At 55.5% G+C, this 20,875-nt stretch carries 16 protein-coding genes and 1 tRNA gene; 10 read left to right on the top strand and 7 right to left on the bottom strand.

All coding sequences use genetic code 11. The features are described from left to right. Positions 1-45: 45 nt before the first annotated feature. The gene (locus H151_RS0100930; protein WP_019959738.1) at positions 46-789 is read right to left on the bottom strand and encodes an SIMPL domain-containing protein; all 744 of its coding nucleotides are present in this window, start codon (positions 787-789) and stop codon (positions 46-48) included. Between the two features lie 260 nt (positions 790-1,049). Here H151_RS0100930 and H151_RS0100925 point away from each other — a divergent pair. The 3 genes from H151_RS0100925 to H151_RS0100915 all read left to right on the top strand — a co-directional run bounded on the left by H151_RS0100925 (position 1,050) and on the right by H151_RS0100915 (position 3,917). Next, positions 1,050-1,126: transfer RNA gene (locus H151_RS0100925), tRNA-Ile, on the top strand. A 476-nt stretch (positions 1,127-1,602) separates the two neighbouring features. After that, the gene (locus H151_RS0100920; RefSeq protein WP_019959737.1) at positions 1,603-3,393 is read left to right on the top strand and encodes a GGDEF domain-containing phosphodiesterase; all 1,791 of its coding nucleotides are present in this window, start codon (positions 1,603-1,605) and stop codon (positions 3,391-3,393) included. A gap of 11 nt (positions 3,394-3,404) precedes the next feature. Further along, complete coding sequence (locus H151_RS0100915; RefSeq protein ID WP_019959736.1) at positions 3,405-3,917, top strand: GAF domain-containing protein; 513 nt, start codon at positions 3,405-3,407, stop codon at positions 3,915-3,917. 67 nt (positions 3,918-3,984) lie between these two features. On the opposite strand, the gene H151_RS0100910 is transcribed toward H151_RS0100915, so the two are convergent. The 4 genes from H151_RS0100910 to H151_RS0100895 form a co-directional block, all read right to left on the bottom strand. Next, entirely contained in the window at positions 3,985-4,617 is a 633-nt protein-coding gene (locus H151_RS0100910; protein ID WP_019959735.1) for a hypothetical protein, read from the bottom strand. Positions 4,618-4,638: 21 nt separating this feature from the next. Beyond that, positions 4,639-5,877, bottom strand: coding sequence for a hypothetical protein (locus tag H151_RS0100905; RefSeq protein ID WP_019959734.1), 1,239 nt, complete (start codon positions 5,875-5,877; stop codon positions 4,639-4,641). A gap of 245 nt (positions 5,878-6,122) precedes the next feature. Then, entirely contained in the window at positions 6,123-8,441 is a 2,319-nt protein-coding gene (locus tag H151_RS0100900) for a S9 family peptidase (RefSeq protein WP_083918337.1), read from the bottom strand. 151 nt (positions 8,442-8,592) lie between these two features. Beyond that, a complete protein-coding gene (locus tag H151_RS0100895) occupies positions 8,593-9,378 on the bottom strand; it encodes an SIMPL domain-containing protein (RefSeq protein WP_169336685.1) in 786 nt (261 codons plus the stop codon). Between the two features lie 196 nt (positions 9,379-9,574). On the opposite strand from H151_RS0100895, the gene ettA reads away from it, so the two are divergent. Continuing rightward, positions 9,575-11,239, top strand: a complete 1,665-nt coding sequence (gene ettA / locus H151_RS0100890) for an energy-dependent translational throttle protein EttA (protein ID WP_019959731.1) — start codon at positions 9,575-9,577, stop codon at positions 11,237-11,239. A 1-nt stretch (position 11,240) separates the two neighbouring features. Beyond that, the gene (locus H151_RS0100885; RefSeq protein ID WP_156823325.1) at positions 11,241-11,705 is read left to right on the top strand and encodes a hypothetical protein; all 465 of its coding nucleotides are present in this window, start codon (positions 11,241-11,243) and stop codon (positions 11,703-11,705) included. 33 nt (positions 11,706-11,738) lie between these two features. Here the strand turns inward: H151_RS0100885 and H151_RS0100880 are convergent, their stop codons facing one another. Together H151_RS0100880 and H151_RS0100875 are read right to left on the bottom strand one after the other, a co-directional pair. Next, the gene (locus tag H151_RS0100880) at positions 11,739-12,365 is read right to left on the bottom strand and encodes an MlaC/ttg2D family ABC transporter substrate-binding protein (protein ID WP_019959729.1); all 627 of its coding nucleotides are present in this window, start codon (positions 12,363-12,365) and stop codon (positions 11,739-11,741) included. 234 nt (positions 12,366-12,599) lie between these two features. After that, entirely contained in the window at positions 12,600-13,340 is a 741-nt protein-coding gene (locus H151_RS0100875) for an MlaA family lipoprotein (protein ID WP_019959728.1), read from the bottom strand. 202 nt (positions 13,341-13,542) lie between these two features. Between H151_RS0100875 and H151_RS0100870 the strand changes: the two genes are divergently transcribed. The 5 genes from H151_RS0100870 to rimK all read left to right on the top strand — a co-directional run bounded on the left by H151_RS0100870 (position 13,543) and on the right by rimK (position 20,844). Continuing rightward, the gene (locus H151_RS0100870) at positions 13,543-14,538 is read left to right on the top strand and encodes an ArsR/SmtB family transcription factor (RefSeq protein ID WP_040758440.1); all 996 of its coding nucleotides are present in this window, start codon (positions 13,543-13,545) and stop codon (positions 14,536-14,538) included. Then, on the top strand, positions 14,535-15,425 hold the full coding sequence (gene metF, locus H151_RS0100865) for a methylenetetrahydrofolate reductase [NAD(P)H] (RefSeq protein WP_019959726.1): 891 nt from the start codon (positions 14,535-14,537) through the stop codon (positions 15,423-15,425). The genes H151_RS0100870 and metF overlap by 4 nt, the downstream gene beginning before the upstream one ends. Before the next feature lie 26 nt (positions 15,426-15,451). Next, positions 15,452-16,513: a homocysteine S-methyltransferase family protein gene (locus tag H151_RS17730; RefSeq protein ID WP_040758437.1), complete on the top strand. Its 1,062-nt coding sequence runs from the start codon at positions 15,452-15,454 to the stop codon at positions 16,511-16,513. 6 nt (positions 16,514-16,519) lie between these two features. Continuing rightward, positions 16,520-19,186 (top strand): methionine synthase, encoded by a 2,667-nt coding sequence (gene metH / locus H151_RS0100855; RefSeq protein ID WP_019959724.1) that lies wholly within the window; start codon positions 16,520-16,522, stop codon positions 19,184-19,186. A 233-nt stretch (positions 19,187-19,419) separates the two neighbouring features. Further along, entirely contained in the window at positions 19,420-20,844 is a 1,425-nt protein-coding gene (gene rimK, locus H151_RS0100845; RefSeq protein WP_019959722.1) for a 30S ribosomal protein S6--L-glutamate ligase, read from the top strand. The last annotated feature ends 31 nt before the right edge of the window (positions 20,845-20,875 follow it).

Below are 20,875 nucleotides of genomic sequence, written 5' to 3'. Positions count from 1 at the left end.
AGCCCAAGAGCTCCCTTCATTTTTGTGTTTGGCAGTGTAAGAGCCTTAGTCTTCGATGATCGCGAAGCTGGCATTGACATTGACGCTGACCACCAATTCACCCCCGGCAACGGGGCTGGGCGCTGCGCCATCATTAAAGGCCATTTCGGCGCGCGCATACATGACAGGGCTGGGGCGGTAAGATCCGCTTTCGCTCAAAGTCAGAATACGCCCGATTTCAAATCCACCCGCTTCGCCATAGAGGTTTGCACGTTCGCGCAACTTGGTCATGGCCTGGCGGCGGGCCTGATCTTCGATCATGCTTTGGTCTTGCAGGCCAAATTCCACGCCTTGTAATTGATTGGCCCCGGAATTGACCAAGGCGTCAATGGTGCGCCCGACCTTGTCCAAATCGCGTACAATCGCCGTCACTGTGTTGCGCGCTTCATAGGCGACAATGCGCGGCGCACGCTCTTCTTCATTGGCATTATAGGGGCGGTTTTCATAAACCGGCTGGACGCTGAGATTGGTGGTCTGGCGGTCACGTTCAGCAATGCCAGAGCGGTTAAGCTGGGCAAACACCTCGTTCATGACGCGGGCATTTTCAGCCAGCGCTTCGGCGGCGCTTTCACCGCGGGTGACGACCCCGGCAGAGACGCTGGCCATGTCGGGGGCCGCGCGCACTTCACCGGCGACATTTAAAGTCAGGCTGGGTTGTTGATCGACGATCTGGACGCCTTGGGCGAAGCTCGGCGTGGCGTTCAAAACCGGTAAGGCCAAAACGCAAGATAATAGGGCGGTGCGTAGCATGTGGTATCTCCCAAAAAAGCGAATATTCGCTTGTCCCTCGAAGGGCCATCCCACTCTTCGTTGAAGGCGAGAAAAAGGCAAGCATTTGTCCATCTGGTGTTAACGCGCCCGGCCCGTTGATCGTTGCAGATCTAAACACCACGCGATGAACGCGCCCTGAAATGCGTGCGCGGGCTTCGTTCATCTTCATCACACCAGGCTGGTCTAGGCCCTTGCATGGGCGAAAAGAGCCGCTATACCTCCTCGCTCGCCAGTTTTGTGGGCCTGTAGCTCAACTGGTTAGAGCCGGCGGCTCATAACCGCTTGGTTGGGGGTTCAAGTCCCTCCGGGCCCACCATTTCCATCGATCTCGCGGCAGTCCGCGTCGCGGACGCCTCCGATTGGGCGGCCTGGCCGGGCGGCGCGCGTTTGCGCTTGCGAACCCGTTGGGTTCGGTTATGGCTCATTGAGCTCCACCCTTTCCTTTATTTCAGAGCGCTTTGTGATGCCAGGCTGCTGCCTGGCAGGCCGGTGTTTGGTCACTCACGACCCTTATAGGCGCGCACTGAGCGGGAGCTTAGTTCATATGCGCTCTGTTCCCGAGCGCGCGGTGGATGTTGGTGATTGGATGGTAAGGGCTGTCCTCGAATGTCGACTTTGAAAGCTCGTCCTTATCAGGCCCTGCGCAACGTCTTAAACTGAGCCTTCCCACACACGCGGGGATGAACCGGAAAACGACGTGAAGGTAAGCGATGCTCAGCCCGTATGTGCAACGCCCCTTTAAGGCTGGTTTGCTAGCCCTAGGGGCTGGTGAGATCGTCAATAGGCGCACATATGATTGGGGCAATTGTAACGTGGCTGGCCCAGCACACGGGTGTGGTGAGCCTGATCGGCATTGGGGCGATGGGGCTGAGTGTGGCTGGCCTTGGGGCCTGGCTATGGCATGCGCGTCGTCAAATGCGCGCCATGCGCGATTTGGCCAACGCCGCCTTTGAAGGTTTGATCATTCACAAAAACGGACGCATCGTAGATGTCAACGTCACCTTTGCACACCTTATCGGATGGCCCGCGCATGTTTTAACAGGCACTAAAGTCAGCGATTTATTTGAAGTCGGTTGGCCGCGCGATGATTTACCCTATCACAGTGCCAATGCGCCGGGGACTTTAAAGGGCATGCAAGACCATATCCCGGTTGAGATGCAAACCCGGCGGTTATTTTGCGGCGATGGTTATGTCACGGCGGTACGCGATTTGCGCCAAATGGAAACCAGCCGTGATGAAATGCATCGCCTGGCAACCCATGACAGTATCACCCAATTGCCGCGCCGGGGCTTGTTTATTGAGGCGGTCAATAGCGCGATCAATTACGCGGCCACGCACCACGAACACCTGGCCGTCGTGCGCATGGGGGTTGGGTTTAAGAAGGGACGCTTGAGTGATGTGCCGGGGGGGCGAGATGCCTGCTTGATGCATGTTGCCCAGGCCTTGCGCGCGATGAGTGATAAAACCATGCGCTTGGGTCGGCTGACGGAAGATGGATTTGCGCTGCTCATCCGAGAGTGTGGGGATGTCGAGGCCCTGTCCTCTCACTTAGAGCGCCTTTTGGGCCAGCTCCAAGCCTATCTCAAGCATGACGAACCGGTGGAAAAGGATTTGGAGTTCAAATTCTCGGTTGCGGTCTATCCCTTTGATGGCGCAGATGGCGAGACTTTATTAAAGCATACCGATAGTGCGTTGATCCGCGACAGTGAAGATATCATCGTCTTTTATAATGAAGCTATGAATACCACGCGCCAGCGCCGCTTCGCCTTGGAGATCTCTTTAAGTGAAGCGATCGAGGCGCGCCGCATTGATTTAGCGTTTCAAGCTCAAGCGTGCTTGGTGACCGGTAAAATTCGCGGCTTTGAGGCTTTGGCCCGCTGGCCGCGTCAAGATCCCCCCGTGGGGCCGCAGGAATTCCTGCCCATCGCGCAAGACCGTGGACTGATGCAAGGGTTGGGGCGGGTGATTTTACGCCGGGCTTTTGAACGTCTGAAGCTTTGGCCTGAAAGCTTGACGATGTCGGTCAATCTAGCAGAAGCGCAATTGGATGACCCAGATCTGGAAAAGCTTTTAAAAGGTTATGTGAAGGAATTTGATATTCAGCCAGAGCGGATGTGTTTGGAAATCAGTGAAGTGGCCCTGGGTGATCATTTGGCGCGCCATTTACCCTTGCTGGAGCGTTTACGCATTCTGGGCTTTAAACTGGCCTTGGATGAATTTGGGGCGGGGCTGTCTAACCTACATGCGCTCAATGATTTTCGCTTTGATCAAATCAAGATTGCCCGCAGTCTGATCGCTGAAGCCGATCAGGACCGTCATAAGGGCCAGGTTTTGGGGGCCTTGATCGCTTTGGGCCGGGCGCTGAAGAGTGACGTCATCGGTATGGGGGCACAAACCCAGGGCGAGATGGACGTGCTGCGTCGATTGGGATGTGATGGCGTTCAGGGCTATGCGCTGGGTCATCCCGTGCCGGGCGATCGGGTCAGTGATTTTATGCAGCGCTATATGTTGACGATGATGAGCCGGGTGGTTCCCAAATCGCATCAAGACCCCGATATTAGCGCGCAAGAGCAACAGCTATAACGGGACTCAGTATGGCGGAACCCACTATCGAAGCCCTGGCGCAAGAGGCCTCACCTGCGGACAAGCGCGCGCGCTATCGTGAGCTTTTAAAAGAAATTGAAAGCGTTGTCGCCGGTGAAACCAGCACCACGGCCCGCTATGCCAGCGCGGCCTGTATTTTGGCCCTTAGTTTTGCGCCCCGCTTTTTCTGGACCGGCTTTTATGAAGTCGATCCCCATAAGCCCAACGAATTGGTGGTCGGTCCCTATCAGGGCACTTTGGGCTGTTTACGCATTCCCTTCGGGCGAGGGGTGTGCGGGGCGGCCGCGCAAGCGGGGGAGACCCAGCTGGTGCGCGATGTGCACGCTTTTCCTGGCCATATTGCCTGTGATGCGCGCAGTCAGTCAGAAATCGTGGTCCCTGTGTTCGACGGCGAAGGGCGCTTACGGGCCGTGTTGGATGTCGACAGTGATCAGCCCGCGGCCTTTGATGAGATTGACCAAGAGGGCTTGGAGGCGATTTGCGCGCGCCTGCTCGTCGCTTAAGGGCTGGCTCATTCAACAAAAAAAGCGGTCTCGCCGGAGACCGCTTTTTTTGTAACTTCGTATCCGCTTAGAAAAGGCCGAGGAATTTTTTGCGCTTCTTCGGCGCTTCAGAGGCCGGGCTCATTTCAGTCAAAGGCGCTTCTTGGCTCTCGATCTCAACGTCGCTTTCGATTGCCTTGTCGTGCGTCGCGATAGAGGGGGAGGGCGTAACCTCCGCATGAGCTTCGGTACTTACGGGCTCTTCTTCGGGTGTGATCTCGATCTCTGGCGTGATGGCGGCGTCATCGCCTTGAGCGTCACGCAGGGCGACCCCGGTTTCAAGAACCGCGTTGATATCAATCTGTGCGTCCTCACCGCGATCCAGGCGCGGGGCGGGGGCCGGTTGCGGCATTAAAGAGGACAGGCTTCGCGGCATACACACATCCGCATCGCACATGGGATCATTCATCAATGCGCGCGCCGTGGGCGTCATCATCGGTTGATAATCGCCATTGAAAGTATGGACGCCCAGTTTTTCCCGCAAAGTGTGGCGGAAGGCATCGGCGTGCAGGTCAATTTTGGCGCGCTGGGTTTGCTCAGCATCCAATTGGCGCAGATCCACCGGACGCGGTGAGCGAATGGCGGCCAAGCTGGAGGGTTTGGCGCGGTGAAGCGCTTCACGCGCGCGTTCGATATTCAAGCGGGTATTGTCCGTAGTCATGGGACTAAACCTTTTCATCCATTAGGACTTTTGTGCAAACCATTCGACCCCGTGCGTGCGCGAGATCATCACGACATCGACATCCCCGCCCACACCGGTCTGTACCATATGGAGATTGGTTTTGAGGATGTTAAGATCAACCAGTGATTTGGCGGTTTCCGCGATTTGGCGCTTACCCGATGCCGACACGACCTTGATGAAGGGGTCGATAAATTCTTCTTGTGAAACGGCTTGGCTGACTCGAATAAACTCCATGGAGAGCTCGGGCAGCACATGATCCTGCATCCGGCCCATGACCTCGACGACTTGATCGCGCGAGAGGCCCGCTTCGGTCAACGCCACTTCGGCCGCAATTTCATTGGCGCGCATGTTCAACGAGATCATCAGATCGAACATGGTGGGATGAACACCGCGCAAGAAGGCGTGGGTCATGTCGGCCTGGGCGAAGGTGCGCACGAAGGCGCTGGGCCCATCATCGACGGCGACATGGATGGTTTCATCATGGCCGCGTTTCATCACGCCATTGACCAGGATGGAGGCATAATAATGGGAGTATACCGGGAAGATATCGTCCTGACCAAAGCCGGCAAAGACGAGACCGGCATAGGTTTCCAAAAAGGCCGGTTTGACCATCAGCATATAGGCAAAGTCATAAAGCTTGGCGCGGACCGCTTCATCTTCGCCATAGATGCCTAGCGCCTCGATGATCAGGGCGTCAATGAGCGCGCCATAAAGGCCATTAAAGTCTTCTTGAGTGAAATCTTCAAAAACGGCCAAGGTGTCGCGCACCTCCCCGCCTTCATCCAGCGCCAGCATGCGGCGATACATATCGAGGGCGGCTTCGAACGCGCTTTCATCGGAGGCGTAGGGCGAATGGGGATAATTGCGCAGGCCTTTGGCATAATCGAGCACGGTGGAGAAGGCCGCGCGCAACAGATCTTCAAACTCTTCGCGCTCGTCGTCTTCCGGGAAAAGGCGGCGATTATTGTCGATGAAAGCAAAGAAGGTCGCGGCGCACTCTTCGACGCTGGCATAGTCTTGATCGCCATATTCCTTGCGGAAGGCATGGGCAATCTGTGACCAGGAGCGGCCCAGCACATCACCGCGCGAATACACCATCAAGGCGATCGTGGGTGAGAGGGTGAGGATTTTCTCCGCCTCCAACGTCACAACGCTGTCGGTGCCCCCGCCATAGGTCACGGCACTATCTGCGGCCAGCGCGATGGCCTGTCGGTTCATGATCATCACTTCAGACGTCATGGATGGCTTCCCCCTCATACCTTTGGCGATGATGTCCCCACATCGCGCCCGAATTTTATGTCATCTATCCCCCAGACCATAGCGGGCCGGAGGTCCTATGTTAAGTGAAACTTAACGCGGTGCGCACGCCAAGATAAGTAAAAAATCAAAGCGTGAGCGTAATTTTATTCATGCACGGGCCATGCCATAAAAAACCCCCGCAAGGCGCGCTTGCGGGGGTTGTGTTTGAGGCTTGACGCTTGGACTTAGTCCAAACGCTCCCCATCTAGCTTACGCGCAAAGAAGTCAGAGATGACGCGCAACAGATGGCGTTGACGCTCCGTGCCGCGAATGCCGTGGCGTTGACCCGGATAGGTCATCATTTCGAAGGGTTGATTGGCCCCTTGCAGGGCGTGATAGACCCGTGTCGCATGATCGAAGGTCACATTGTCATCGGACATGCCGTGGATCATCAAGGTTGGCGTCTGATAGTTTTCGATATGGGTCATGACATCCGAGCGCGCATAGCCGTCGGGATTATTCTCAGGGGTGCCCATATAGCGCTCAGTATAGTGCGTATCATAAAGCGACCAATCACTGACCGGTGCGCCGGATACGGCTGCCGCATAGGCTCCAGGCGCCTGCAAAGTGGTCATCAAGGTCATATAGCCGCCATAAGACCAGCCCCATAGACCGACCCGCTCGCCATCGACAAAGTCGAGACTTTTGAGATAGTCGAGGCCTTTTAATTGGTCTTGAACCTCCACATTGCCCATATCGCGATGAAGCGCCGCTTCGAAGGCGTGACCCCGGTTCCATGAGCCCCGGTTGTCGAGGCGGAAATAGACATAGCCCGCCTGGACATAGAGCTGATCGTTCAAAGACTGCCAGCCTTTGGTGACGCGCTGGGCGTGCGGGCCGCCATAAACCTCGACAATGGCGGGGCAGGGATGAGCGCCATCACAGCCCTCGGGACGGTAGATTTCATACTGCAACTCGGTCGTGCCATCAGCGGCCATCACGGTGCCAAACTCAGGATAGACGTGGCGATCGAGATAAGGGAAGTAGGGATGATCTTCATTGAGGGCATTTTCCTCAATCCAGGCCACACGCTCGCCATTGACATTATAAAGCCCGGTCTGGGTCGGGGTGCGAATGTCGGAATAAGATCCGATAAAGGCCCCGCCTTCGCCCATGGACACGCCCCAGCGCCCTTCGCCGGAGGTGATTTGATGCGGCGTTGAGGCCCCATCCGGGCCGTAAGACACCGAATAGAGATGGCGCTGGGTGGGATCCTCCATCCAGCCTTCAAAATAGACCACTTGGCTGTCTTCATCGACATGGGTGATATTGCCGACCACCCACTCGCCCGAGGTCAAGGTGCGGGCATTGCCCTCAGCGTCATAGTGATAGACATGGCGGAAGCCTGTCCGCTCCGAGGTCCAGATGAAGCCGCCGTCTTCCAAAGGCGTGAAGTCATTGGTGAGGTTGATCCACTGGCCAGCATCTTCGCTCAAGACAATGCGCGAGCGCCCGGTATTGGGATCGACCGCCAACAGATCCAAACGGCTCTGTTCACGATTTTGACGTTGGACATAGAGGGTCGAGCCATCGGCCGACCAGTTGACGCGCGCGACATAGATGTCGGTGTCTGCCCCCAGATCGACATTGACCATGCGGCTGGTGCGAATGTCATAGACATGCAGGGATACCAAGGCGTTATTCTTACCCGCGCGCGGATAGCGTTGATCATGGACGACCACGCCATCGGGGCCAATTTCAAAGCGCTCCACGACATCCACGGGGCTCTCATCGACACGGGTCAGGGCGATCTTGCGATCATCGGGCGACCACCAATACCCGGTATAACGCTGCATCTCTTCCTGGGCGACAAATTCAGCCACACCCCAGGAGATGAGATCGCCGCCTTCGTTCGTGACAGGGCCTTCCTGGCCGGTGGCCAGATTATAGATCCACAGATTTTGGTCGCGAATGAACGACACCCACCCGCCTTCGGGGCTGACACGGGCGTCGGTTTCAAAGGCTTCGGTTTCGCTCAGGCGGCGTGCGACTTTGGTCTCCACATCGACATAGAAGACATCGCCATCCAGCGGCACCAGAACCGCATCGCCATTGGCATCCCAGTCATAGCTGACGATACCGGTATTAGAGATCCGTGCACGCTCGCGATATTGGATCTCGGCCTCGGTCAAGGCCCGCTCTTCGGGGGCCAGAACATCACTGTCTACCAGCTGGTATGTATTCCCATCGGCGACATCCATGGCCCAGAGATCCAGCTTTAGCCGGTCGGTTTCTTTCGGTAGCAGGAAGGTGATGCGTTCGCCATCTGGTGAGAATGTCAAACCGCGCGGTGTTGCACCATAAAGGCTGGGCGAACCATAAAGCCGCTCGATATCCAGCTTGGGCCCAGTATGAGTATCCACCGGCGCAGCCATCTGGCGCGCGGTTTCGCTGGCATAGGCGGCAGACCCGCGGAAGGCATGGGGCTCCACCCCGCCGGTATTGTCTGCACATGCGCTCAGTAATCCCAGGCTGGCCCCTGAGAGTAATAAAACTCGTAGCATAAACGTCTCCTCCCCGCGTTTATTACCATGGGCGATTTCGCCCTTTGGCAGGCAGGCTAAATCGCCTTTTTCAAATGCGCAATGAAGGATGTGTTATCAGATAACATCAAGCGATGAAAAAGCCCCACCTTTTGGGTGGGGCGCTGGGTGGCTATTCTATATCCGAAGCTTCACTTTCATCCTTCGGCAAAAGCTCGAAAGTGATGGTCATAATTTCATTATGTATAATGGGACTGGGTTGGGTCGGGATAGGAATTCTAGGCGCAGCAGCGTGCATAACAATTTGTTGCGGTTCACCCATGTTTTGGGCTTGGCGAAGTAGGTAACTGCTTTCTCGACTAACCCGAGGCGTCACGGTTAAGACATCACCCACACGACCATTAAGACCTTCTGCAATAAGGGATGCTTCGCGCCTTGCTTTTGCGAGTGCATCAATAACAGTCAAATCTGCAAGTTGGATCTCATCAAAGATACCAAAGTTTTGAAACTGGGCTGAATGGGCTCCATGCTCCATGGCGAGGCTAATCATGTTGCCAAGCATGTTGGCTGGAGCGGCTCGAACACTAATGTTTTGTGATGTTGCATAGATAAATTCGCCATTGCACGCTGAGGTATTCCTATCTGAATTGTATCGAGATTGCTCGCTCATGCATAAGGCGTTAGCGTATACACCGTCTGTTTCGACTACGAAGTGCGATAGTCCTTCCATTTGGCCTAAAACTTCAAGCAATTGTGCTGAACGCTGGCTCAAATCAGATAACGCTTCAGATTGAGAAGAAGCCTGGGCGTTTACACTAACAGATATAGCAAAAGTCTCAGCAGGCTGAGTGACTTCTCCCATAACGCTGACTGTTATTGTTCTGGGTTCTTCCGGTGCACATCCCGACAGGAACAAACCAGAAAGCGTAAGGCCTAAGCCCACTAAATATTTAATCATTACATCCCCCAAAAAAAACAATGCCATTATGATATCGCGTAAGGGGCGTAACGTATAGCTCGATTTAGTCAGACCTTTGTCTGAGATGGATAACGGCGAAATCTCACCGGGTCCATTGCCACACCCGGTCGGGATCGGATATAGGCATGGGTTAAATTTTAATCTTCCCCCTCTTCCTTAGGAGCGCGTCCGGCACATGGCGGCTTATCAATACGTCTACCACATGGATAAACTGGCAAAGACCTATCCCGGTGGTAAGCAGGTTTTCTCTGGCATTTCTCTTCACTTCCTGCCTGACGCCAAGATCGGCGTGGTCGGTGTTAACGGTGCAGGTAAATCATCACTGTTGCGCATTATGGCCGGTTTTGATCAGGACTTCACCGGTGAAGCCTGGGCGGAAAAGGGCGTGCGCGTGGGTTATCTGCCGCAGGAACCCCAGCTCGATCCCAATAAAACCGTTTGGGAAAACGTAATCGAAGGCTCGGAAGACAAAAAAATCTACGACGATTACAACGCGGCTGCGATGGCGATCGCGGAAGAATATACCGACGAAGCCATGGAAAAGATGACCGCTCTGCAAGAGCAGATCGATGCGCGCGATGCATGGGATATCGATTCCAAGATCGAAATGGCGATGGAGGCCTTACGCTGTCCGCCCGCCGAAGCCGATGTCACCAATCTGTCGGGCGGTGAGCGCCGGCGCGTGGCGCTGTGCCGTTTGCTGCTTTCAAAGCCGCATATGCTGCTGCTCGACGAACCGACCAACCACTTGGACGCCGAAAGCGTGCAATGGCTGCAGCATCACTTGTCCAATTATGATGGCGCGTTGTTGGTCGTGACCCACGACCGTTACTTCCTGGATGCGTTGACCAATTGGACGTTGGAGCTCGACCGCGGTCAGGGCATCCCTTATGAGGGCAATTATTCGTCCTGGTTGGAGCAGAAGCAAAAACGTCTCGCGCAAGAATCGCGTGAAGAGGGCGCTAAGCAAAAGGCTCTGGCCCGCGAGCTGGAGTGGATCCGCTCCAGCCCGAAAGCGCGCCAAGCCAAGTCTAAAGCGCGTATTTCAGCTTATGAGGAAATGCGCGATAAGGCCGATAAGGAAAAAATCTCAACCGCCACCATTCGCATCCCACCGGGCCCGCGCCTGGGGGGTAAAGTGCTGGAAGTTGAGCATCTTAATAAAGCCTTCGGCGATAAATTGCTGGTGCGTGATCTGACTTTCTCTCTGCCCCCGGGCGGTGTTGTGGGCGTGATCGGTCCCAACGGTGCGGGTAAATCAACTCTGTTCAAGATGATCACCGGTCAGGACACCCCTGATGGTGGCACTTTGACTTTGGGCGATACGGTTAAGCTGGGCTATGTCGATCAGAGCCGCGATAATCTCGACCCGAATAAAACGGTCTGGGAAGAAATCTCTGGCGGCAATGACATGATGATGTTGGGTGACCAAGAGGTCTCCAGCCGCGCCTATGTGGGTGCGTTCAACTTCAAGGGCGGCGATCAGCAGAAGAAGCTGGGCGTTCTGTCTGGGGGTGAGCGTAACCGGGTCCACTTGGCGAAAATGCTCAAAGAGGGTGGTAATCTCTTACTCCTCGATGAACCGACCAATGATTTGGACGTTGAGACGTTGACCGCGCTGGAAGCGGCGCTGGAAGATTTCCCAGGCTGTGCCGTGGTGATCTCGCACGATCGCTTCTTCCTTGACCGGATTGCCACCCATATGCTGGCCTTTGAAGGCGATAGCCATGTGGAATGGTTCGAAGGTTCATTCTCTGATTATCTGGAAGACAAGAAACGCCGTCTGGGTCCGGATGCGGATATGCCAAGACGCATCAAATTCCAGAAATTTGAGCGTTAAGTTGGACAAGATGGTCTCGGTTGAGGGCATCGCAAAGTTAAAGGCCTGGCGTCAACGCCAGGCCTTTGGCTTGATGGGGTTGGGTCTGGCCTTGGTCGGGTTAAGCGTCGCCTTAGGGCTATGGGCTCTGCCGGGATTTGCTTTTTTCATTAACCCTGTCGTGATCCTTTTACCGCTCAGCCTGATCTGGATCTGGGCGCTGTGGCCGTGCCTTGGGCGCTATCAGAAAGCGGCTAAAGATCTCTCAAACGGCACTTATATGCGCACCAGCGGCGTGGCAAGCCTGCGCCAAACGGGCGGTGTGGGCCTGTTAGCGCCCAAGCGCCATATGCTCGATATTGGTGATAAGAGCTTTGAAATTTCCGCTGCGTTCGCTCAAAGCGTGTCATCGGGCCAGAGTGTTATTGTCACCCATGGCTTGGCGTCGAATTTTGTGTTGGATATCGCGTCTTTGGCCAAGGCCTGAGCTTCAAGCGCTAAGGCTTGAAGCTCATCGGATTTAGCCCTGCATTCGGTTACGGAGTTGGCGGGTTGCGGCACTGACATCGCCGCCATGATCGCCAATGATGGAGGTGACCTGGTCGCGTTGGCTTTGCGCCAACCAAATGCCCAGCACTTCTGCATCCACGACTTTATATTGGCCATTATGCTCTAAGACGCGCCATTTGACGTCATATTCACGCCCTTCTGGCCCGCCATAAATGCGCGAATTGACGATATAATCGCCTTCACCGCGTTGGACCGAGCCCGTAACCTCTAAGGTTTGGCCACCATAATTGGCCAGCTCACGCTCATACGCATTGATGGCAAATTCGCGAAACACGCCGCGAAATTCCTCTAGGGCGGCGGGGTCTGCGCTGCGGCGATAGCGGCCCAGGACAAAATTAGTCACGCGATCAACATCGGCCAGAACGTCAATCTTTTGGCGAAATTCACGCTTAACGGCGCTGAGATCGGTGCCGCCGCTGCGATAATCGCGCAGCGTGGAAATCACGGCTTGGGCATTGGTCTGCACAAAATTCTCAGCGTCCTGCGGGCTGCTGGCTTGGGCCGTATTGAAACTGCTAACTATAAGAATGAGGGCGGAGAGGCCTATGATAACAGGGGAGAGAGAAAGGCGGTTCATGTCAAAGTCTCGCTTTTGTTATGATCCGCCTTACCCATTTTGTGATCGACCCATTTATTGGCGGATATGTGTTTTGTTTGAAGGCAGGCGTGTATAATCAGAAAGGCGCAAGCGCGCCCTTCTTCAAGAACGCGCACACGCACATAAGTATCCCTGGCCTATGCGTCCAGAGTATGGCGAGACAGAGTCTGTATCGCTCAAAAAGTGTGATAAATTTGCCGTGTAAGGTGAGGGTTAGTCAAACTCTGGTAAGTCTGCATAGGCATCCTCACCATTTGTTATGGCCATATTCCGGCGCTGGTGATAGGTCGTGCGCAATTGCACATAGGGATCAATCGCGGTGCGGTCCAGGCTGTCGATAGCGTCCTGCAGCTCAGCACGTTGATGGATGCCATTGAGAACGCGGATCCCAATTTTGGTCGAGGATGCGGGTTCATCTTCATTCCACTTCAGCGGGTGCGCATACCGGTCGGCAAAGCGCCCTGTTGTGTCGCGTAAATTCGAAGGTCCAAAGACTGGCAGCATCAGATAAGGCCCGCTCTCTACGCCCCAAACGCCCAGCGTCTGGCCAAAATCTTCATGGCGTTCGGGTAGGCCCGCGACAGTCGCGACATCAAACAATCCTGCAACGCCTAATGTGGCATTCATGCCGAAGCGCGCCAGCGTGATCAGCGAGCCTTCAAAGTCACCTTGAAGCGTGGTGTTGGCAAAAACCACCGGCTGATTAAGCGTGGTCATGACATTGCCGACCATCTCGCGGCCCACCTTGGGGGTTACAGCGACATAGGTCTTTGAAGCGGGCTCAAAAAACACCTCATCCATTGTGGTGTTAAAGCCATAAATCTCGCGGTTGAGCGGCTCAAGCGGGTCATTGGCTTCCAAGGATTGAGGATTCGTCGTACACGCACTCAGCCCGAGAAGGACTAGGCCCAAGGAGCTGATGAAACAAGACTTTGCTAACGCACGCAGGGTCATAATCGAGCCATCCTTAATTTAATTGTCTTGCAATACCCCGTTTGGGGCGGGCGAACAATTCGTCATGGGGCAAGGGCGGGGCGAACCCCTGCACTTATTTAGGAAGTGTGGTTTGTGTGCAAAGCCCACGGATGCGGATAAAGCACATTGAAGTTTGGAAGATAATGATATAAAGATGTCTTTATATTGTCATGGTGTTGATATGGATGATTTGCTAAAAAAACTGCGCGCCCTGGCCGAGCCAACGCGCCTCAAGGTCGTGACCTTGCTCAGCCATGGCGAATTGACCGTGAGCGAGATCATGCAAGTTTTGGGGCAAAGCCAGCCGCGGGTCAGCCGACATTTAAAGATGTTGACCGATGCAGGTTTGGCTGAGCGTTTGCCGGAAGGCGCGTGGGTTTTCTATCGCTTGGAACGCTCCGGGGTCAGTGCGAAGCTGGCTGAATTGATCAATTCTGTCTCCCAAGCTGAAGATCCTGATCTGTCGCGTGCTTTGGAGCGCCTTGAAGCGGTGAAGAGCGAGCGAGCTGCTGCGGCTGCGGGCTATTTCGAGCATGTCGCCAAGGATTGGGAGCGTATTCGCGCGCTGCACTTTCCTGAAGCCCAGGTTGAAGCGGCGATGCGCGCCACCGTCGAAGATCGGCGCTTTAAATTCCATTTGGATGTCGGCACCGGCACGGGCCGGATGTTGGAAGTGTTTGCTGCCGCAGCCGAAGACGGCATGGGTGTGGATTTCAGCCACAACATGCTCAATATCGCGCGCTCAAACATTGCCAAAGCTGGTTTAACCGACCGTTTTGTGCGCCAAGGCGATGCGACCGCTTTACCGCTGGATAACCAATCGGCCGATCTCATCACCATTCACCAGGTGATGCATTATCTTGATGAGCCTTCTCGGGCGCTGGCCGAATGTGCCCGCGTGTTGAAGCCAGGTGGGATGATCGTGATTGCCGATTTCGCGCCGCATAAGCTGGAATTCTTGCGCGAAGAACACCATCATCGTCGTCTAGGCTTCCATGCTGAGGAAGTGGCAGGCTGGCTGAAAAATGCGGGGCTGGAACCCAAGCCCATCACCGCGCTGGCCCCAGGCACCGAAGATGGGCGCTTGACCGTCCTCATCTGGACGGCTGTGAAAATCAAAGCTGATGACGGCGCTAATAGCAAAAATAAAACACTGAATAAGGATGTCTCCCCATGACGCACACCCCGGGTGAGCTGACGCAAAACTTAAATGTCTCCTATGAATTCTTTCCGCCGAAAACCGATGAGATGGAAGAGCGCTTGTGGGAGTCTATTCGCCGCTTAGAGGTGATGGGCCCGCGTTTTGTGTCAGTGACCTATGGGGCCGGGGGCTCAACGCGTGATCGCACGCACCGCACAGTGCGCCGCATTGTCGAAGAGACCCAGTTGAAGCCAGCCGCGCATTTGACCTGTGTGTCTGCGACCCGTGAAGAGGTCGATGAGGTGATCCGCGAATACTGGGATGCGGGTGTGCGCCATATTGTAGCCTTGCGCGGTGATCCCCCTCAAGGTCTGGGCGAGGCCTATATGCCCCATCCGGGCGGCTATGCCAATGCGACCGAGCTGACCGCGGGGATCAAGGCCATTGCTGATTTCGAGGTTTCTGTCGGGTGTTATCCCGAGGTCCATCCTGAAAGCACGGGGCTGGACCATGATCTTGACGTTTTAAAGGCCAAGGTGGACGCCGGGGCGAGCCGGGCGATCACGCAATTCTTTTTTGAACCCGAAACATTCCTGCGCTATCGCGACGCGGTGGCAAAGGCAGGCCTTTCTGTCACCTTGGTGCCGGGCATTATGTTACAGCCCAATTTCGTAGGCTTGAAGCGGATGGCGGGTCTATGCGGGGCGAATATTCCGGCGCATCTGGATCAGCTTTATGCCGGACTTGAAGATGATGCCAAAACCCGCGAGCTGATCACCGCCAATGTCGCGGCCAAGCTGTGCGAGCGTTTGGCGGCAGAGGGCGTTAAGGATTTTCATTTCTACACCCTTAATCGGGCCGAATTATCCTTGTCGACCTGTCATTTATTGGGCGTGAAGCCAGTTGAAACTCTGGCCGCCTAAGGCCCATTTTACGAAGGACAATGGCGATGACCCGTCAGGACCGTTTAGCTGCGCTCAATGCGCTGGCCACGCAACGCATTCTTGTACTCGATGGGGCGATGGGCACCCAGATCCAGGGCTTGAAGCTGGATGAGGACGGCTATCGCGGGACGCGCTTTGCCGATTGGCCGGTCTCGGTCAAAGGCAATAATGATATGCTGAACCTGACCCAGCCCGAAGCCATCAAGGCGATCCATAAAGCGTATTTCGAAGCGGGCTCTCATATCGTTGAAACCAATACCTTCTCTGCGACCACGATTGCGCAGGCCGATTACAAGATGGAAGAGCTCGCCGATGAGATCGCGCGCGAGGGCGCGCGTCTGGCGCGTGAGGCCGCTGATGAGGTTGAGGGGGCGAGCGGCATTGTGCGCGCTGTTGCCGGGGCGATTGGCCCGACCAATAAAACCTTGTCGATTTCGCCCAATGTCAATGATCCGGGCTATCGCGATGTCACGTTTGAAGATGTGCGTAAGACCTATATCGCCCAGGTGCGCGCCATGGCTCCCTATGTGGATTTCTTCCTGATAGAGACGATTTTTGACACTTTGAATGCCAAGGCGGCGATCAAGGCGATTTTGGATTTCCGTGTGGAAGCCCCTGAATATGCGGACATCCCGGTGCTGATTTCTGGTACGATTACGGATGCGTCGGGCCGTACGTTGTCGGGTCAAACCACCGAAGCCTTCTGGAATTCTGTGCGCCATGCCCGGCCTTGGGCGGTGGGGCTCAATTGTGCGCTGGGCGCGAAAGAGCTTCGCCAATATGTCGCTGAGATGTCGCGCGTCGCCGACACCCGCATCATCGCCTATCCCAATGCCGGTCTTCCTAATGCCTTTGGGGAATATGATGAAACCCCGGCTGAAACCGCGGCCTTCATTCGTGATTGGGCCAAGGGTAAATTGCTGAATGTGGTCGGGGGGTGCTGTGGCACCACGCCGAACCATATTCGTGCCATTGCCGAGTGTGTTGAGGGCGTGGACCCGCGCGCCATCCCCGCCCGCCCTCAGGCCATGCGCCTGGCTGGACTTGAACCTTTTGAACTGGCGTAAACGGATATGACCCAATCTACTGCAACCTTCGTCAATGTGGGCGAGCGGACCAATGTCACGGGCTCGGCGGTTTTTCGTAAGCTGATCGTTGAGGGCGATTACGCAAAGGCTTTGGCGATTGCGCTACAGCAGGTCGAAAACGGGGCCCAAATCATCGACATCAATATGGATGAGGGCCTGTTGGATTCAAAGCAGGCCATGGTCACCTTCCTGAATATGATCGCCGGCGAGCCCGATATTGCGCGCGTGCCGATCATGATTGATTCCTCGAAATGGGATGTGATCGAGGCGGGTCTCCAGTGCGTACAGGGTAAGGCGATCGTCAACTCCATCTCCATGAAGGAAGGCGAGACGATCTTTTTGGAGCAGGCGCGCAAATGCCTCTCCTATGGGGCGGCTGTGGTGGTGATGGCCTTTGATGAACAGGGCCAGGCCGAAACGGCAGATGATAAATTCCGCATTTGTCAGCGCGCTTATGAGCTGTTGACCCAAGAGGTGGGCTTCCCGCCGGAAGACATTATCTTCGATCCCAATATCTTTGCCGTCGCAACCGGGATTGAAGAGCATAATGATTATGGCGTCGCCTTCATTGAAGGTACGCGGCGCATTCGCGAGAACTTGCCCGGCTGTCACGTCTCGGGCGGGGTGTCGAATGTCTCCTTCTCCTTTAGGGGCAATGAGCCGGTCCGGCGTGCAATGCACTCGGTCTTTCTCTATCACGCCATCAAGGCGGGGATGGATATGGGCATCGTCAATGCGGGCCAGCTGGATATTTATGACGAGATCGAACCCACTTTGCGCGAGCTGGTGGAGGATGTGATCCTGAACCGGCGCGAGGATGCGACGGAGCGCTTGTTAGAAGCGGCTGAAGGCTATCGCGATCAAAAGGGCGAGGTCAAAAAGGTCGATCAAGAATGGCGCAAACTGCCGGTGCGTGAGCGCCTCAAGCATGCGCTGGTCAAAGGCATTACCGAATTTATCATTGAAGATACCGAAGAGGCGCATCTGGCCAGCGAGCGGCCTTTGCATGTCATCGAAGGGCCTTTGATGGACGGCATGAATGTCGTCGGCGATCTCTTCGGTGAGGGGAAGATGTTCTTGCCGCAGGTGGTGAAATCGGCGCGCGTGATGAAGCAGGCCGTCGCCTATCTGTTTCCCTATATGGAAAAAGAGCGCGAGGAATTGGGCCTGACCCAGCAATCAAACGGCAAGATCGTCATGGCCACCGTGAAGGGTGATGTCCACGATATCGGTAAGAATATCGTCGGCGTGGTTCTGCAATGTAATGGCTATGACGTCATTGATCTGGGCGTCATGGTGCCCTGCGATAAAATCCTCAAAACGGCGGAGGAGCATAACGCTGATATTATTGGCCTGTCTGGCCTCATCACGCCGTCGCTGGATGAAATGGTGTTCGTCGCCCAGGAGATGGAGCGTCTGGGCATCAATAAGCCCTTGTTAATCGGCGGTGCGACGACCAGCCCCGCCCATACTGCGGTGAAGATCCACCCAGAGATAACCGTGACCCCGGTGGTCCATGTTGGCGATGCCAGCCGCGCGGTGGGTGTGGTCTCTCGGCTCTTGTCGGCGGAACAGCGCCCCGCCTTTGAGGTGGAAATCGCTGCCGGGCATGAGAAAATCCGCGAAACCCGGGCTCGTGCTAAGCAAAGCAAGGCGCGCCTGACGATTGAGCGCGCGCGCGCCAACAGCTTTGATGCCGATCAAGGCGGTTATACGCCCTATCGCCCGGCTCAACTGGGGGTGACGGTCATTGATGATGTGACCTTGGGTGATTTGCGGCCCTATATCGACTGGACCCCCTTCTTCATGTCATGGGAGATTAAAGGCGTTTATCCCCAGATTTTGGAGGATCCCAAGCGCGGGGAGGCCGCGCGCACTCTGTTTAAAGATGCGCAAGACATGCTCGATCGCATGGTCGCAGAAAACTGGCTGAAACCGCGCGGGGTTGTCGGTCTATGGCCCGCCAAGCGCGAGGGCGATGATGTTGTGGTCTTCGCCGATGAAAGCCGTCAAAGTGAAGCGGGGCGCTTTTTCGGGTTGCGTCAGCAAAATGAAAAGACCAATGACCGCCCGCATTATTGCAATTCTGACTTTGTTAGTGCCACGCAAGACGATTGGGTGGGCGGCTTTGCCGTGACCGCCGGGGCTGATGAAGAAGCGATCGCCCAGCGTTTTAAATTCGCCAATGATGATTATTCTGAGATCTTGTTTAAGTCTTTGGCGGACCGGTTTGCCGAGGCCTTTGCCGAATATCTTCATGAGCGGGTACGCAAAACGATCTGGGGCTATGCCCAGGATGAAGCCTTGTCCAATGAAGACCTCATCAAGGAAAGCTATAAGGGCATCCGCCCGGCACCGGGCTATCCCTCGCAACCCGATCATACCGAAAAGGGCACGCTGTTTGCCCTGTTGAACGCCACAGACAATACCGGGATCAGCCTCACCGAAAGCTGGGCGATGATGCCCGCCTCTTCGGTATCAGGGCTTTATTTTGCTCATCCTGACAGCGCATATTTCGCGGTTGGGCGGATCACGCGCGATCAGGTCGAAGACTATGCCGCGCGCAAGGGCTGGGATATCGCGCGGGCCGAAAAAGAGCTGAGCCCCATTCTGGATTACGATCCAAGAAAATTGGCCCAGGCGGCGGAGTAAAATAAAGCGGAATGTATGAAAAGAGGGGGCATCGCCCCCTCTTTTTTGAATGGGTTCAAAATAATTGGGCGTTCCCTCTTGGCCCAGGGGGGCAAAACCGCTTAAGGTTGTCCTGCCTTCGATCCTGAGGCGCTTGATCTAAATCCCTTTCAGATTTGGGTGTTTTGGAAGTAGACGCTGAAGCGATCCTCGGTTACACGCCCCGCATTCGACATTTGGTTTTAAAGGTTATGATGAGCGATACTTTTGTTTTAGGCTGGGAAGAGTGGGCCGCATTTCCCGATTTGGGCCTGCCTGCGATCAAGGCCAAGGTCGATACTGGCGCGCGCACGTCCGCACTGCATGCGGTGGCGATTGAGCCCTTTGGCCCGGCGAATAATCCCCAAGTGCGTTTCTTGATGCACCCTATTCCCGATCAACCTGATGTTGAGGTGACCTGTGCGGCGCGTGCGGTCGATCGGCGCGAGGTGATCTCCTCCAATGGCGAAGCGGAATTGCGCTGGGTCATCCAAACTCATTTGAAAATTGGTGAGCGCAGCTGGCCCATCGAGCTGACTTTGACCAATCGCGAAACCATGATGTATCGCATGCTGTTAGGGCGCGTTGCGATCCAGCCTGATATGGTGGTCAATCCCACCGTGTCATGCGCACAAGGTGAGCTCAGCTATGATCTTTATCGTGATTTCCCACGGCGCAAGCCCGTCAAGCGCCCCTTGCGGATCGCCATTCTAACGCGTGAGCCCAACAATTATTCCTCGCGGCGCCTTGTCGAAGCCGCGATGGAGCGCGGACACATCGCTGAACCCATCAACACGGCGCGCTGTACAATGGCCATCAATGCGCTCTCTCCAGCGATCTTTTATGATGGGCGCAAGCTGGATCGCTATGACGCGGTGATCCCGCGTATCGGCGCCTCGATGACCAATTATGGCTTGGCGGTTTTGCGCCAGTTCGAGCTGACGGGGGCATACTGTCTGAACGCGCCCGATGCCATTGGGGCTAGCCGCGATAAGCTTTATGCGCACCAGGTTTTGGCCCGGGCAGGTATTGGCATGCCGACCACGGCCTTTGCCCATTCGCCTAAAGACACCAAGAATTTGATCGACCATGTTGGCGGTTCGCCTCTGGTCGTGAAGCTGTTGGAAAGTACCCAGGGGCGCGGTGTGGTTTTGGCGGAAACCAAGAAGGCGGCCGAATCGGTGATTGATGCTTTCCGGGGACTGGATGCGAACTTCATCGTTCAAGAATTCGTCAAAGAAGCGGGCGGTGCGGATATTCGCTGCTTCGTTGTCGGCGGTAAAGTGGTCGCTGCGATGAAGCGTCAAGGCGCAGAGGGTGAGTTTCGCTCCAACCTTCATCGCGGCGGGCAGGGTTTGAAGGTGCGTATCACCAAGGAAGAGCGCGCGGCGGCCGTGAAAGCGGCTAAGGCATTGGGCTTATCGGTGGCGGGTGTGGATTTATTACGCGCCGATAGTGGGCCTAAAATCTTGGAGGTTAATTCCTCGCCGGGCTTGGAGGGGATCGAGTCCACCTCTGGAAAAGATGTGACCAGCATGATCCTGGAATATATTGAAAACCACGTTCATGTGGTGCGTAAACCCAAGCCGCGCCGTAAACCGGTGGTGAGTGAGGAGATTCTCCGCCCGAGTGTAGAATAGAAAACTTGTTGAATTGTATCGGTTTTAGTCC

It is taken from the genome of Woodsholea maritima DSM 17123 (assembly GCF_000382325.1).
Taxonomy (GTDB): Bacteria; Pseudomonadota; Alphaproteobacteria; order Caulobacterales; family Maricaulaceae; genus Woodsholea; species Woodsholea maritima.
Note: the sequence above shows the minus strand (reverse complement) of the source record. Positions and strands in the feature narration are given on the sequence as shown.

What these genes read in the sequence shown, in the direction of transcription:
- H151_RS0100930 (WP_019959738.1), bottom strand. Translation starts at nt 789, where the DNA reads ATGCTACGCACCGCCCTATTATCTTGCGTTTTGGCCTTACCGGTTTTG.
- H151_RS0100920 (WP_019959737.1), top strand. Translation starts at nt 1,603, where the DNA reads ATGATTGGGGCAATTGTAACGTGGCTGGCCCAGCACACGGGTGTGGTG.
- H151_RS0100915 (WP_019959736.1), top strand. Translation starts at nt 3,405, where the DNA reads ATGGCGGAACCCACTATCGAAGCCCTGGCGCAAGAGGCCTCACCTGCG.
- H151_RS0100910 (WP_019959735.1), bottom strand. Translation starts at nt 4,617, where the DNA reads ATGACTACGGACAATACCCGCTTGAATATCGAACGCGCGCGTGAAGCG.
- H151_RS0100905 (WP_019959734.1), bottom strand. Translation starts at nt 5,877, where the DNA reads ATGACGTCTGAAGTGATGATCATGAACCGACAGGCCATCGCGCTGGCC.
- H151_RS0100900 (WP_083918337.1), bottom strand. Translation starts at nt 8,441, where the DNA reads ATGCTACGAGTTTTATTACTCTCAGGGGCCAGCCTGGGATTACTGAGC.
- H151_RS0100895 (WP_169336685.1), bottom strand. Translation starts at nt 9,378, where the DNA reads ATGATTAAATATTTAGTGGGCTTAGGCCTTACGCTTTCTGGTTTGTTC.
- ettA (WP_019959731.1), top strand. Translation starts at nt 9,575, where the DNA reads ATGGCGGCTTATCAATACGTCTACCACATGGATAAACTGGCAAAGACC.
- H151_RS0100880 (WP_019959729.1), bottom strand. Translation starts at nt 12,365, where the DNA reads ATGAACCGCCTTTCTCTCTCCCCTGTTATCATAGGCCTCTCCGCCCTC.
- H151_RS0100875 (WP_019959728.1), bottom strand. Translation starts at nt 13,340, where the DNA reads ATGACCCTGCGTGCGTTAGCAAAGTCTTGTTTCATCAGCTCCTTGGGC.
- H151_RS0100870 (WP_040758440.1), top strand. Translation starts at nt 13,543, where the DNA reads ATGGATGATTTGCTAAAAAAACTGCGCGCCCTGGCCGAGCCAACGCGC.
- metF (WP_019959726.1), top strand. Translation starts at nt 14,535, where the DNA reads ATGACGCACACCCCGGGTGAGCTGACGCAAAACTTAAATGTCTCCTAT.
- H151_RS17730 (WP_040758437.1), top strand. Translation starts at nt 15,452, where the DNA reads ATGACCCGTCAGGACCGTTTAGCTGCGCTCAATGCGCTGGCCACGCAA.
- metH (WP_019959724.1), top strand. Translation starts at nt 16,520, where the DNA reads ATGACCCAATCTACTGCAACCTTCGTCAATGTGGGCGAGCGGACCAAT.
- rimK (WP_019959722.1), top strand. Translation starts at nt 19,420, where the DNA reads ATGAGCGATACTTTTGTTTTAGGCTGGGAAGAGTGGGCCGCATTTCCC.